The 13,690-nt window shown below is 70.4% G+C and carries 13 protein-coding genes and 1 tRNA gene; 2 read left to right on the top strand and 12 right to left on the bottom strand.

Going from position 1 to position 13,690, the window contains the following annotated elements:
- Positions 1–76: 76 nt before the first annotated feature.
- From pth to EG812_RS14490, 6 genes are all read right to left on the bottom strand, one after another.
- On the bottom strand, positions 77–667 hold the full coding sequence (gene pth / locus EG812_RS14515) for an aminoacyl-tRNA hydrolase (RefSeq protein ID WP_126711830.1): 591 nt from the start codon (positions 665–667) through the stop codon (positions 77–79).
- 110 nt (positions 668–777) lie between these two features.
- Positions 778–1,485: a 50S ribosomal protein L25/general stress protein Ctc gene (locus EG812_RS14510; protein ID WP_013731492.1), complete on the bottom strand. Its 708-nt coding sequence runs from the start codon at positions 1,483–1,485 to the stop codon at positions 778–780.
- Between the two features lie 310 nt (positions 1,486–1,795).
- On the bottom strand, positions 1,796–2,776 hold the full coding sequence (locus tag EG812_RS14505; RefSeq protein WP_013731491.1) for a ribose-phosphate diphosphokinase: 981 nt from the start codon (positions 2,774–2,776) through the stop codon (positions 1,796–1,798).
- A gap of 63 nt (positions 2,777–2,839) precedes the next feature.
- Entirely contained in the window at positions 2,840–4,366 is a 1,527-nt protein-coding gene (glmU, locus tag EG812_RS14500) for a bifunctional UDP-N-acetylglucosamine diphosphorylase/glucosamine-1-phosphate N-acetyltransferase GlmU (protein ID WP_431883578.1), read from the bottom strand.
- Between the two features lie 101 nt (positions 4,367–4,467).
- Positions 4,468–4,539, bottom strand: a tRNA-Gln gene (locus tag EG812_RS14495).
- Positions 4,540–4,576: 37 nt separating this feature from the next.
- Positions 4,577–5,419: a helix-turn-helix domain-containing protein gene (locus EG812_RS14490; protein WP_013731489.1), complete on the bottom strand. Its 843-nt coding sequence runs from the start codon at positions 5,417–5,419 to the stop codon at positions 4,577–4,579.
- Between the two features lie 128 nt (positions 5,420–5,547).
- On the opposite strand from EG812_RS14490, the gene EG812_RS14485 reads away from it, so the two are divergent.
- Positions 5,548–6,501, top strand: coding sequence for an acyl-CoA desaturase (locus EG812_RS14485; RefSeq protein ID WP_013731488.1), 954 nt, complete (start codon positions 5,548–5,550; stop codon positions 6,499–6,501).
- A gap of 114 nt (positions 6,502–6,615) precedes the next feature.
- Complete coding sequence (locus EG812_RS14480; protein ID WP_013731487.1) at positions 6,616–7,299, top strand: TetR/AcrR family transcriptional regulator; 684 nt, start codon at positions 6,616–6,618, stop codon at positions 7,297–7,299.
- Positions 7,300–7,362: 63 nt separating this feature from the next.
- Here EG812_RS14480 and EG812_RS14475 read toward each other — a convergent pair whose 3' ends face one another.
- From EG812_RS14475 to EG812_RS14450, 6 genes are all read right to left on the bottom strand, one after another.
- A complete protein-coding gene (locus EG812_RS14475; protein WP_013731486.1) occupies positions 7,363–7,842 on the bottom strand; it encodes a DUF4383 domain-containing protein in 480 nt (159 codons plus the stop codon).
- A gap of 220 nt (positions 7,843–8,062) precedes the next feature.
- On the bottom strand, positions 8,063–8,518 hold the full coding sequence (locus EG812_RS14470) for a DUF4383 domain-containing protein (protein WP_013731485.1): 456 nt from the start codon (positions 8,516–8,518) through the stop codon (positions 8,063–8,065).
- A 140-nt stretch (positions 8,519–8,658) separates the two neighbouring features.
- Positions 8,659–10,467, bottom strand: coding sequence for an ABC-F family ATP-binding cassette domain-containing protein (locus tag EG812_RS14465; RefSeq protein WP_126711828.1), 1,809 nt, complete (start codon positions 10,465–10,467; stop codon positions 8,659–8,661).
- A gap of 284 nt (positions 10,468–10,751) precedes the next feature.
- Entirely contained in the window at positions 10,752–11,702 is a 951-nt protein-coding gene (locus EG812_RS14460; protein ID WP_126711827.1) for a 4-(cytidine 5'-diphospho)-2-C-methyl-D-erythritol kinase, read from the bottom strand.
- Positions 11,703–11,798: 96 nt separating this feature from the next.
- Entirely contained in the window at positions 11,799–12,671 is an 873-nt protein-coding gene (rsmA, locus tag EG812_RS14455) for a 16S rRNA (adenine(1518)-N(6)/adenine(1519)-N(6))-dimethyltransferase RsmA (protein WP_013731482.1), read from the bottom strand.
- A 79-nt stretch (positions 12,672–12,750) separates the two neighbouring features.
- Positions 12,751–13,653 carry a TatD family hydrolase gene (locus EG812_RS14450; RefSeq protein WP_013731481.1) on the bottom strand — a complete coding sequence of 301 codons (903 nt, stop codon included), beginning with the start codon at positions 13,651–13,653 and terminating at the stop codon, positions 12,751–12,753.
- Positions 13,654–13,690: the final 37 nt, after the last annotated feature.

Raw genomic sequence — 13,690 nt, 5'->3', positions numbered from 1 at the left:
ATCCGTCTACGCCGAGCAGCCGCCCCGCTCGGCCGCAAACCCGCACCCTATCGACCAGCCGCCCGGCCGGCCGTCCTCAGGTGCCGTGGTACAGATTCTGCGTCGGCTCCACACCCCGGATGATCACCGACTCCACCACATCGGCGGCCCGGTCCACCAGGAAGTCCAACTCCTTGCGCTCAGCCGCGCAGAAATCCGACAGCACGTAATCCGCCGGATCCTGCCGCCCCGGCGGACGACCGATGCCGAACCGCACCCGCACATAGTCCTTTGTGGCAAGCGACTTGGACATCGAGCGCAGCCCGTTGTGCCCGCCCTCACCACCGCCGAACTTCACCCGCACCTGGCCGTACTCGATGTCCAACTCGTCGTGCACCGCGACCACCTGAGTCGCCGGCACCTTGAAGAACTGCGCCAGGCTGGCCACCGGGCCACCCGAAAGGTTCATGTACGTCAACGGCTTGAGCAGCACCAGCTTCGGCCCGCCGAAACCCAGCCGCGCCTCGGCCACATCCGCCATCGCCCGCTTGTACCGGCCGAACTTCACACCCAACCGGTCAGCCAGCAGATCGGCCACCATGAACCCGACATTGTGCCGGTTGCCCGCGTACTCCCGACCCGGATTGCCCAGCCCGACCACCAGCCACGGCCCGGTCTCGTCCGTCACCGCCCGTTCCCTCCGTCATCGTCGCCCGGGGCGAAGCCGCAGGCGAGCCCGGTACGCCGACAGGCGCCCCCGGAGAACCGGGGACGCCTGTCGCACAGCCTACGAACCGATCAGGCCTCGGTCTTGGCCTCGGCGGTCTCCTCGCCACCCGCAGCCGCCGGCTCACCGGCCTCGGCACCCTCGGACGACTCGGCACCCTCCTCGCCGACCCCGGCCTCGACCTCGGCCTCGGCCACCTCGACCTCGGGCAGCGTCGCCTCGAGCTGCTCGGCGGTCGGCGCGGCGGTCACCGTGGCGACCGTCTGCTCCGGGTCACCGGCCAGCTCCACACCCGCCGGCAGGTCGACGTCCGCGGCGGTGACCTGGACGCCCGGCTCGGCACCCTCGATCGAGGCCTCCAGGTGATCCGGCACCTTGGTCGCCTCGGCGGTCACCGACACCGTGTCGTGGTCGTGCACGATCAGGGTGTCCTTCGCGGCCTCACCGGTCAGCTCGACCGGCACCTCGACGGTGACCTTCTCGCCCCGGCGCACCAACAGCAGGTCGACGTGCTCGAAGGTGTCCTTGATCGGGTCACGCTGAATCGCCTTCGGCAGCGCCAGCGCCTGGGTGCCGTCGCTCACCTCGATCGCGAACAGCTGGTTCGCGCCGCCCTTGCGGATGGCCGCCGCGAACTCACGCGCCGGCAGCGCGATGTGCTTGGGCTTCTCACCGTGCCCGTACAGCACGGCGGGCACCTTGCCGGCCCGGCGGGTACGACGGGCACCACCCTTGCCGAACTCGGTACGGGGCTCGGCGCTGATCTTTACCTCGGACACGGGAAAACTCCTGATGCTTCGCTGCGGCAGCTTGTCGTCTGGCGGTGCTGGGCGGGGGGCTCGCAGGGGCTCATGCGTCAGCAGACTGCCCGGAGCACCGCGTCGATCACGGTGCCTCCGTGCGGCGCTTTTCAGCGGCCCGCAGGGCACCCTCGCCGTGGCAACCGCACCAGTCTACCCGAGCGGAATCCCGAAGTTCCGGCAGTCCCCGTACCACCGCCACCGACCGGCCCGCAGCCCTTTTCCGCCAGCACCGGCCCGGGACGAATCCGGACGAGTCGACCGACCCGTCCGGATCCTTGTGATCAGATCAGCTCAGACCACCGAACAGGGTGGTCACCGAACCGTCGTCGAACACCTCGCGGATGGCCCGCGCCAGCAGCGGCGCGATGGACAGCACGGTGAGCTTGTCGAGCTGCTTCTCCGGCGGCAACGGCAGCGTGTTGGTCACCACCACCTCGCTGATCGGGCTGTTCTTCAACCGCTCCGTCGCCGGGTCGGAGAGCAACGCATGGGTGGACGCCACGATCACATCCGCCGCACCGGACTCCTTCAGGATGTCCGCCGCCTTGCAGATCGTGCCACCGGTGTCGATCATGTCGTCGACGATCAGGCAGACCCGACCCTCGACCTCACCGACCACCCGGTTCGCCACCACCTGGTTCGGCTTCAACGGATCCCGGGTCTTGTGGATGAACGCCAGCGGGCAGCCACCCAACCGGTCGGTCCACCGCTCGGCCACCCGTACCCGACCCGAATCCGGGGCGACCACCGTCATCGGCCGACCCGCGTACCTGCGCTCCACGTACTCGGCCAGAATGTCCATCGCGAAGAGGTGATCCACCGGCCCGTCGAAGAAGCCCTGGATCTGCGCGGTGTGCAGATCCACGGTGAGGATCCGGTTGGCCCCCGCCGTCTTCAACAGATCGGCCACCAGCCGCGCCGAGATCGGCTCCCGGCCACGGTGCTTCTTGTCCTGCCGCGAGTACGGATAGAACGGCAGAACCACGGTGATGCGCTTGGCGGAACCCCGCTTCAACGCGTCCACCATGATCAGGGTCTCCATGACCCACGTGTTCACCCCGTGCGTGACGGACTGCACCACGAAGGCGTCCGAACCACGTACCGAGTCCTTGAACCGTACGAAAATCTCGCCATTGGCGAACTCGTACGCGTCGGCCGGCGTCGGCGCGACGCCGAGCACCTCACCGATCTCCTTGGCCAGCTCCGGAAAGCCACGTCCGGAAAAGAGCATCAGGCTCTTGCGGTTTTCGGCGACGATGCTGCCCATGGGCCCGTCTGCTCCCGTTTTTGGTCGGTGGTACCCGGCCTGGAGGTGGTAGCTGGCCGGGGACTAGTCGGTTGCAGTATCTCCCGCCTCGGTCGCCGCGCCCACCGACTCGGCAGTGCCGTGGATTGCCTCACCTTCACTTGCGGCCGGCACCTGGGACGACCCACCCTGCAACGCCCGCTCAGCCGCCTCCGCCGACACCGTCCCCGGCCGCTTACGCGCCACCCATCCCTCGATGTTGCGCTGCGGCGCCCGGGTCACCCCGAGGGCACCCGGCGGCACATCCGTGCTGATCGCGCTGCCCGCCGCCACATAAGCCCCCGCACCCACCTCGACCGGCGCGATCAGATTCGTGTCACAGCCCACGAACGCACCCTCGCCGACCACGGTACGGCTCTTGTTGACCCCGTCGTAGTTCACGAAGATCGTCGCCGCGCCGATGTTCGCCCGCGCCCCGATCGTCGCGTCACCCACGTACGACAGGTGCGGCACCTTGGCACCCGCACCCAACTCGGAGTTCTTCACCTCGACGAACGTGCCGACCTTCGACTTCTCCGCCAACCGGGCGTCCGGCCGCAGATAGGCGTACGGCCCGACGCTGGCCCCCGGGCCGACCTCCGCACCGATCGCGTGGCTACGCAGCACCGTCGCACCGGCGTGCACCACCGTGTCGATCAACGTCACGTCCGGGCCGACCACCGCGCCACTACCCACCACCGAACCGCCGCGCAGCTGGGTGTTCTGGTCCACCACCGCGTCCCGGTCCAGCGCCACCGTCACATCGATCCAGGTCGTGGCCGGGTCGAGCAGGCTCACTCCGGCGCGCATCCAGCGCTCGTTCACCCGGTCCCGCAGCAGTCGCCGCAGCCCCGCCAGCTCCACCCGGTCGTTGCAGCCGAGCGTCTCGGTGTGGTCGGCGGCCAGGTGCACCACCACCGGCTCCCCGGCCGAGCCCAGCAGCCCGAACACGTCGGTCAGGTACTCCTCGCCCTGGTCGTTGTCGGTGGAGAGCTTGCCCAGCACGTCCCGCAGGCGGGCCGCGTCGAACGCGTAGATCCCGGCGTTGATCTCCCGGATCGCCAACTGGTCCGCGGTGGCGTCGCGTTGCTCGACGATCTGCTCCAGCCGGCCCGCCGCGTCACGCACGATCCGGCCCAGCCCGGTCGGATCGGGCACCTCGGCGGCCAGCACGGTTGCCGCCGCCCGTTCGCCCTCGTGCGCCGCCACCAGCGCGGCGACCGTCTCCGGACGCAGCAGCGGCACGTCGCCGTTGAGGACGACCACCGTGCCGGTGGCCTCCGGCGCCGCCTCCAACGCGATCCGCACCGCGTGGCCGGTGCCGAGCTGCTCGGCCTGGTGCACCGCGACGGCCTCCGGCGCGACCTCGGCCAGATGCGCCCGGACCTGGTCCGCGCCGTGCCCCACCACCACCATCGTCCGCTGCGCGGCCAGCGGCTCGGCAGCGCTCAGCACGTGCCCGAGCAGGGTGCGACCCAGCAGCGGGTGCAACACCTTGGGCAGGGAGGACTTCATCCGTTTGCCCTCACCGGCGGCGAGCACGACGACGGTACGGAGGTGGGGCTCGGGCACGACGTGGCTCCCGTCGGACGCGGACAGTCTCGCGGCCATGCTAACCAGACAATCCGTTGCGATTGGCATGGCCACGAGGATCGGCAGCACTTCCGCCCGTGCTGGGGTGCCTGGATTCGAACCAGGAGCTCAAGGCTCCAAAGGCCTGCGGGTTGCCGTTACCCCACACCCCATTGACATGTCAACCCGTAACGCCACGTCAACCAATGCTCAAACGTGCCGCACGGACTGGAACAGCCCGGCGATCATACCTTCAATCCGCCAGTAGAGCTCGCGGCTGCCCGGCACGTTGATCACAAGGCATCCCCGATAAGCATCGCCCACGTTTCGACGGGCCGTGTTGACCTTGTGTTTCTTCAGCGTCGAACGCTGAAACCGGTCACGTGGCAACGCCAACTCCTCCGCCCACCAGTCAGCGGCCGCCTCGGCGTCGGCGGTCTCGTGGATGCTCACCCGGTAGCTCGGCGCGGCGCGGTCAACTCCGCAGACCTCAAGGAATCGAAGGAAAAGCAACAGGAGCCCTGGGTCACTGTTGACGAACTGCACATGGTCGTCGCGACGCCAAGGCTTGGATTTGGTGCCCTCGCACCAGTAGCTGACCGCTCCGAGCAACAACACGTCCCGGTCGTCGAGATCGCCGACAACACGGGCAGCCAGGTCGTGCACCGCTGCCTGGGCTTCATCGCGCTCCCGGCGGTGCGTCGCCCACCGCCCTTCGGTCATGGTCTTCGAGTGGGCTCGGCGGCGTTGCTGTTCCTGCTCCGGGTCTCGCTGCAGCGGCAGGTGGCGCACCCAGAGGTACGCCGTCGACCGGCTGACGCCCAGCCGCTGCGCGATCTCCGGGACGGAGTGCCCGGTCGAGCGCAGTGCGACCGCCTCGGCCCGCAGGCTGTCCTTGGCGTTGGGGCGCCGGGTCCGCTCCGGCGGCGGCACACCGCGCAGCAAGTCGTACACCCGGTTGCGGCCGAGGCCGGTGCGGGCCCGGATCTCGCGGACGGAGAGCTGTTCCACGGTGCGCAGGCGGCGCACCTCGTCGCCGCGCGGGTCGGTCATGCGACGCAGGTTAGGACCGCTGTACGACAACTTTGTCATCGATTCACTTCGCTGTCTGATGCGATCTACCGGACCCGTAAGTTACGGTGACGTAGCCGTAGATTCGCATTACCGCTGTGTGAGGTGCCATGTCCACCGCCCTACTCGATCCCGGCCCGAAACCACTCACTCAGGGCGCCCAGTCGCGCGGAATCCTCGTCGCGTTGTGGGCCTTCGTGGTGATCCCGTTCGCCGCACTTGTCGCCGCCGTGCCGGTGGCCTGGGGTGGCTGGCTCGGCTGGGTCGACGTGGGCGTCGCCGCGTTCTGGTACGTGGTCTCCGGTCTGGGCATCACGGTGGGCTACCACCGCTACTTCACCCACGGCTCGTTCAAGGCGAAGCGAGGGCTGCGGGTGGGCCTGGCCGTCTCCGGTTCACTCGCCGTGCAGGGCGACATCATCCAGTGGGTGGCGGATCATCGTCGGCACCACGCATTCTCCGATCTGGAGGGTGACCCGCACTCCCCGTGGCGGTTCGGTCCCACCCTCTGGGGCCTGACCAAGGGGCTGTTCCACGCGCACGTCGGCTGGCTGTTCGGCCGCGAACTGTCCAACCGGGAGCGTTTCGCCCCGGATCTGCTCAACGATCGGGACATCCGGCGGGTGAGCGGGCTCTTCCCCGTACTGGTGATCGTCTCGGTGCTCGGCCCGGCGTTGATGGGTGGGCTGCTGACCTGGTCGTGGCAGGGTGCGTTGACCGCGTTGTTCTGGGGCGGCCTGGTCCGCATCTCGCTGCTGCACCACGTCACCTGGTCGATCAACTCGGTGTGCCACGTGTACGGCGAGCGGCCGTTCATGATGCGTCACGGTGACCGGGCGTCGAACTTCTGGCCGTTGGCGCTGCTGTCGTTCGGCGAGAGCTGGCACAACCTGCATCACGCCGACCCGACGAGTGCCCGGCACGGGGTTCTGCGGGGTCAGATCGATATTTCGGCCCGGGTGATCTGGCTGTTCGAGAAGGTCGGCGCGGCGTGGGACGTGCGCTGGCCGAAGCCGGAACGGCTCGCGGCGAAGCTGGTCAAGCCGACGGACCAGCCGGCGTAACGAGAAAGCCGACAGTCCACCGGCAAGTTACCTGGCAGTATGTTCGGGATGACCGGGCAAAAGACAGGCAGCATTCCCCAACAGGGCGTCACCGAGCGCCAACGAGGTGACGCGATGGCCGAGGTTGCCAGCGAGGGAAGCGACAAGCGGCGGCGTACCGTGCGCACCGCGTCGGCCAAGCCGACCTCACGGGTACGCATGTCGGCTGCTCAACGTCGCGAACAGCTGATCTCGATCGGTCGGCAGATCTTCGCCGAGCGGGGCTTCGATGCCACCTCCATCGAGGAGGTGGCATCGCGCGCCAAGGTCTCCAAGCCGGTGGTCTACGAGCACTTCGGCGGCAAGGAAGGGCTCTACGCGGTGGTGGTGGACCGGGAGGTCCGGGCCCTGCTGGACCGGATCACCACCGCGTTGACCGCCGGTCATCCGCGCGAGTTGCTGGAGCAGGCGGCGTTGGCGCTGCTCGGCTACATCGAGGAGGAGACGAGCGGGTTCCGGGTGCTGGTGCGCGAGTCGCCGGTGCTCTCCGCGACAGGCAATTTCAGCAGTGTGATGAACGACGTGGCGCACCAGGTGGAGCACATCCTGGGCGCGGAGTTCTCCAGCCGGGGGTACGACCCGAAGCTTGCCGAGTTGTACGCGCAGGCGCTGGTGGGGATGGTCGCGTTGACCGGCCGCTGGTGGTTGGAGGTACGCAAGCCGCGCAAGGAGACGGTGGCGGCGCACCTGGTGAACCTCTCCTGGAACGGCCTGTCGCACCTGGAGGCGAAGCCGGGGCTGATCACCGCCGGCCGCTGATCACCGCACGCCGGTCGATGGTGGCAGGACGGCTGGTCGTGGCGAGGCGGTTGCTCGGCCGGGTCAGCGGCGGCGGTGGATCTCGGCGACGGGGTGGTAGCGGCGCTCCCGCTCAGCCTCGGCGTGCTCTGGCTCGCCCACCTTGCCGTAGAGGCCGGTGCCGAGCAGGATCAGCCCGAACAGCATCGACACGATCACCGTCGACATCGAGAAGTTCAGGAAGTTGGCGCGGGTCTGCAGGAACGACATCATCAGGATGCTGGTGACCAGGAAGACGACTCCGGCGGTCAGGTTCATGTAGTGGCCCAGGTTGCCGCGCCGGGACGCGCCGACGATGAGCACGGCTCCGAAGATCACCGAGGCCAGCGAGAAGGCCAGGTTGGTGCGGAGTCCGAGGGCCCAGCTCCCGTCGCGGGAGAACAGCGGGTCACCCCAGGTCGACACGGTGCCCCAGACGCCGAATGCCAGGATGTAGAGCCCGATCAGGCCGGACAGCACCCGGTAGATCGGCCGCGCCGGATGGTTGATGGGAAAGTGCGGCATCGACCCCTCCACGCCACCGGGAACAATCCGGACAATTGTCCCCCACCATCCCCACCCGCGTCAGCCATTCCCCCAAGGATCGCCCACGCTTCCGGCCGCACAGTGAAGGCGATGCGCAACCACGGCGGGTTTCGCCGGAGCCCGACTCGCGCAGGGATCAAGCCTGACCGCCCGGAGCAGGTCGGGCTCCGGCGGAAGCCCACCGCAGCCAGTTCACAACTCAGAGCACGAGCCGAGCCTTCTGCCAGGCCTCGTGCTCCTCGTCCGTGCCGACCTTGCTGTACATGCCGGACATCAGCAGCGCGAGGCTGAGGAGCATGAGCACGATGACGGTGGCCACGCTGAGGTTGAAGATGTTGGCGTCGGTACGCAGGAAGGCGAGCCCGCCCAGGCTCACCACCATGATCAGGTACGCGCTCCACTGGTTGATCAGCACGTCCAGGTTGCGGCCGATGACCGTGCCGGCCAGCACGACGGCACCGATCACGATGCTCACCAGCGAGAAGCCGAGGTTGGTCCCCTGCCCGAGCACCTGGGTGTCGCCCTGACCGAAGAACGGGTCGCCGGTGCTGGCGAAGAAGCCGAGCAGACCGAAGAGCACCAGGTACAGACCGATCAGCCCGCCGATCGCCCGGTAGATCGGCCGCGCGGGGTGGTTGACGGGGGTGTGGGCCATTTCTGTGTCTCCAACGCCGTTGGGTCAGGGTCTTCCGGGGATTGTCCCGTACCCCACGGTGTGACGCCGCACACGGGGTCCCCGGCAGGTCGGGACGTCGCTGCCGGTCGTCGGCGCGTCACCGAGGACCGGTGACCGACTCAGCCGGCCGGGATCTCGTCGGCCAGGGCGAGCCAGGCCTCCTCGATCTGTTCCCGTTCTGCCCGTACCTGGTTGAGCTGGGCGTCCAGCTCGGCGACCTTGTTGTAGTCGGTGGCATTGGCGGCGAGTTGGTCGAGCAGCGTGGCTTCCTTCTGCTCCAGCTTGCTGACCTGCCGCTCCAACCGGGTCAGTTCCTTGCGGGCCTGTCGGGCCTCGGCGGCGCTCATCCCGCTGGTGGTCGCGGCGGTGGTGGTCGGCGCGGCCGGTTCGCCGGGTGCGGCGTTGAGGCCGGGCCGGTTGGCGGCTCGGCTGAGGTATTCCTCCACGCCGCCGGGCAGGTGCACCAGCCGACCGTCGCCGAACATCCCGTACGCCGTGTCGGCCACCCGCTCGATGAGGTAGCGGTCGTGGCTGGCCACCACGATGGTGCCGGGCCAGGAGTCGAGCAGGTCCTCCAGCGCGGCGAGGGTGTCGGTGTCGAGGTCGTTGGTGGGCTCGTCGAGCAGCAGCACGTTCGGCTCGCCGGCGAGCAGGCGCAGCATCTGCAACCGGCGGCGCTCACCGCCGGACAGGTCCCCGACGGGGGTCCAGAGCCGCCGGTCGTCGAAGCCGAAGACCTCGGCGAGTTGGGCGGCGGAGATCTCCCGGTCGCCGAGGCGTACCCGCCGGGCGACCTCCTCGACGGCTTCGAGGACGCGCAGTTCGCTGGGGAGTTCGCGCAGTTCCTGGGAGAGGAACGCGGGTCGCACGGTGGAGCCGGTGATCAGCCGACCGCCGTCGGGGTGGGTGATGCCGGCGAGCATCCGCAGCAGCGTGGTCTTGCCTGCGCCGTTGGCGCCGAGGATGGCGACCCGGTCGCCGGGGCCGACCTGCCAGGTGGCGTCTTCGAGGATGGTCTTGGGGCCGGCGTGCAGTCGGACGTGCTCCAGGTCGTACACCTGCTTGCCGAGCCGGGCGGTGGCCAGCCGTTGCAGGGAGGTGGTGTCGCGCGGGGGTGGCACGTCGGCGATGAGCGCGTTGGCCGCGTCGATGCGGAACTTGGGCTTGGAGGTGCGGGCCGGTGCGCCTCGGCGCAGCCAGGCGATCTCCTTGCGGAGCAGGTTCTGTCGGCGGGCCTCGGTGGCGGCGGCGACCCGTTCGCGTTCGACGCGGGCCAGGGTCCAGGCCGCGTAGCCGCCCTCGTAGGCGCGGACGGTCTGGTCGGCCACCTCCCAGGTGGTGGTGCAGACCGCGTCGAGGAACCAGCGGTCGTGGGTGACCACGACGAGGGCGCCCTTGCGGCCGAGCAGGTGGCGGGCCAGCCAATCGACGCCGCCGACGTCGAGGTGGTTGGTGGGCTCGTCGAGGATGAGCAGGTCGGCTTCGCGGACCAGCAGGGCGGCCAGCGCGACGCGGCGGCGTTCGCCGCCGGACATCGGTCCGACGGGGGTGTCGAGGCCGAGGTAGGGCATGCCGAGCCCGTCGAGGATGGCGCGTACGCCGGCGTCGCCGGCCCATTCGTGCTCGGCGCCCATGCTCTCGGCGAGCCATTCGGTGCCGAGCACGACGTCGCGGACGGTGGCGTCGGGGCTGAGGGTGAGGTTCTGGGGCAGCCAGGCGACCCGCAGGTCACGACGGTGGGTGACGCGGCCGTCGTCGGGTTCCTCGGCGCGGGTGAGCAGCCGCAGCAGCGTCGACTTGCCGGCGCCGTTGAGCCCGACCACGCCGATCCGGTCGGCGTCGTCCAGGCCGAGCGAGACGTCGGTGAGCAGCGGCCCGGCGGCGCCGTAGCCCTTGGACACCCGGTCCAGGTTGACGATGTTGGCCACGAACCCACCTCTCATGATCAAGGCGTCCCGGTGCCGGCGGGCACCTGGGGACGCCTGGCTTTCAGGGTACGCGGAGCGGTGCTCCGCCTGCCGGCAGCGCCCCGTCGCCCGCGCAGCCAGGGAACACTGCCTGCGCAGCCAGGGAACAACAGCCAAGGTCACGCTCGATCTGGGATCAAGTGGCTCAGCGGCCCCGATGAGGCCACTCGATCCCGGATCGAGCGCGATCTTGCCGACAGCGGCGCGGTGGTCGGGGCGGTCTGGGCGGCCAGCGGGCGTGGTGGTCAGGTGATGCGGGCGCCGTGGACCGGGCCGTGGGCGGTGCGGACGTGGCGGCACACCTCGGCGGCGGTCAACTCGGCGGCGACCCGCTCGGCGTCGGCCGCGTCGGCGGCGAGGAAGACGCAGGTGGGGCCGGAGCCGGAGACGATGCCGGCCAGGGCGCCGGCCGCCTCCCCGGCCTTCAGCGTGGCCGCCAGGGAGGGGCGCAGGGACAGGGCGGCGTCCTGCAGGTCGTTGCCGAGGGTCCGGGCCAGCACCCGAGGGTCGCGCTGGCGCAACGCGCCAAGCAGGGCGTCGGTGCTGCCGAGCGCCGGCCCCGCGGCGCCGGCCTCGCGAAGCCGGTCGAGTTCGCGGTACGCCTGGGGGGTGGACAGGCCGCCGTCGGCGATGGCCACCACCCAGTGCCAGGAGGTGGGGCGGGCCAGGACGGGGCTGATCGCCTCGCCCCGGCCGGTGCCGAGGGCGGTACCGCCGTGGATCAGGAACGGCACGTCCGAGCCGAGGTCGGCGGCGATGCCGGCCAGTTCGTCGCGGGACAGGCCGGTGCCCCAGAGCGCGTCGCAGGCCACCAGCGTGGCGGCCGCGTCCGCGCTGCCCCCGGCAAGGCCGCCGGCGAGGGGGATCTGCTTGCGCAGGTGCAGGCGGGCGTGCGGCATCACACCGGCGTAACCGGCGAGCGCGTGGGCGGCCCGGATGACCAGGTTCGAGTCGTCGAGGGCGAGTTCCCCGGTGCCTTCGCCCTCCATGGTGAGGGTGAGGGTGTCGCCCCGCCGCGCGGTCAGCTCGTCGTAGATCGAGATCGCGTGGTAGACGGTGTTCAGCTCGTGGTAGCCGTCCCGCCGCAACGGTCCGACCCCCAGATGCAGGTTGACCTTGGCGGGCACCCGGACCCGGACCGGTCCGGTGGCCCCGCGCCGTTCGTCGTCGTCCCCCGGTCGCCAGGCCTCGGTCACCGGATGCCACCCCGTCCGCACGACGCGATGTCGAACGACTTCTCCACGATCAGCTCCTCGGCGGTGTCAGGCGGCCGGTCCCGCGTCCGCGTCAGCCTACTGCGCTGCGGACGTACCGCCTCGGGCCGACGCGGCCACCGCGGCGAACTGCTCGACGGTGAGTGACTCCCCCCGTGCGCCGGGGTCGACCCCGGCTGCGGTGAGCGCCGCGGCGGCCCGGTCGGCGCCGCCGGCCCAGCCGGCCAGGGCGGCCCGCAGTGTCTTGCGGCGCTGCGCGAACGCCGCGTCCACCACGGCGAAGACCTGTTCCCGGGGTACGTCGGCGCGGGGTGGTTCGCGGCGGGTGAAGGCGACCAGGCCGGAGTCGACGTTGGGCACCGGCCAGAACACGTTAGGTGGCACTTTGCCGGCGGCGCGGGCGTGGGCGTACCAGGCGAGTTTGACCGACGGGATGCCGTACACCTTGGAGCCGGGACCGGCGACGAGCCGGTCGGCGACCTCCTTCTGCACCATGACCAGGCCGTGGCGGAGGCTGGGCAGTACGGCCAGCAGGTGCAGCACCACCGGTACGGCGACGTTGTAGGGCAGGTTCGCCACCAGCGCGGTGGGTGCCGGGTCGGTCAGTTCGGCACCGGTGATCCGCAGCGCGTCGGCGTGGTGCACGGTGAGCCGCGCGGCGTGCGGGCCGGCGTGCCGGGCGGCGGTGTCGGGCAACGCCGCGGCCAGCGTCGGATCGATCTCCACGGCGTGTACGTGGGCGGCGACGGGCAGCAGGGCGAGGGTCAGCGAGCCGAGCCCCGGTCCCACCTCCAGCGCGACGTCGTCTCCGGTGAGCCCGGCGGTGGTGACGATTCGCCGCACGGTGTTCGGGTCGTGCACGAAGTTCTGCCCGAGCCGCTTGGTGGGGGCGACACCGAGCCGGGCGGCGAGGTCCCGGATCTCCGCCGGTCCGAGCAGGTCTGCGGCCATAGCCCGACAGCCTACGGGTAAGGAAGGGCCCCTTATTAACGCCTCGTGTATAGCAAGGGCCCCTTCTTAACGTGCGGGATCAGTACCAGGGGCCGAAGGCCCGCTCGCCGGTGGTGGAGATCGCGGCGCAGAGGTCGTCGAGGTCGGCGCCGGTGGCGTCGGCCAGGGCCCGCACGGTCAGCGGGATGAGGTACGACGCGTTCGGCCGCCCCCGGTACGGCATCGGGGTGAGGTACGGCGCGTCGGTCTCGACGAGGATCTGGTCCAGCGGGGTCAGCGCGGCAGCCTCGCGCAGCGATCCGGCGCTGGCGAAGGTGACCGTCCCGGCGAAGCTGAGCAGGTATCCGCGGCGGACGCACTCGGCGGCGAACTGTGCGTCGCCGGAGAAGCAGTGCATCACCACCGTGTCGGGTGCGCCCTCGTCGTCGAGGATGCGCAGCACGTCGGCGTGGGCGTCGCGGTCGTGGATGACCAGGGTCTTGCCGTACCGCTTGGCGATGGCGATGTGGGCCCGGAAGCTCTCCTCCTGGGCGGCGCGGCCGTCGTCGCCGGTGCGAAAGAAGTCCATGCCGGTCTCGCCGACGCCGCGTACCCGGTCCCGGGCGGCCAGCGACTCGATCTCCCGCAGCGCGGCGTCGAGGTCGGCCAGCCGGGGCGCCTCGTTGGGGTGCAGCGCCACGGTGGCCAGCACGGCGGGATGCCGGTCGGCCACGTCGGCGCCCCAGCGGGAGGACTCCACGTCGACGCCGACCTGGACCAGCCGGTCGACGCCGACGGCGGTGGCCACGTCGATCGCCGCGGTGACCGGGTCGGTGGCGTCACCGGCACCCGGCACCCCGACCTCGCTGACGGTGATGTCCAGGTGGGTGTGGCTGTCGAGCACCGGCCGGGGCAACGGTTCGGGGGCGGGCGGGAACTCACCGGCGCGGCGCGCGGCGCGCTGGCTGCGGGACTCGGTCGGCTGGCTCATCAGCGACAGCATCACACACGCGGTCGGTCCACCCGTCCGCCACCCGGTG

Source organism: Verrucosispora sp. FIM060022, assembly GCF_003977705.1.
Taxonomy (GTDB): domain Bacteria; phylum Actinomycetota; class Actinomycetes; order Mycobacteriales; family Micromonosporaceae; genus Micromonospora; species Micromonospora gifhornensis.
Note: the sequence above shows the minus strand (reverse complement) of the source record. Positions and strands in the feature narration are given on the sequence as shown.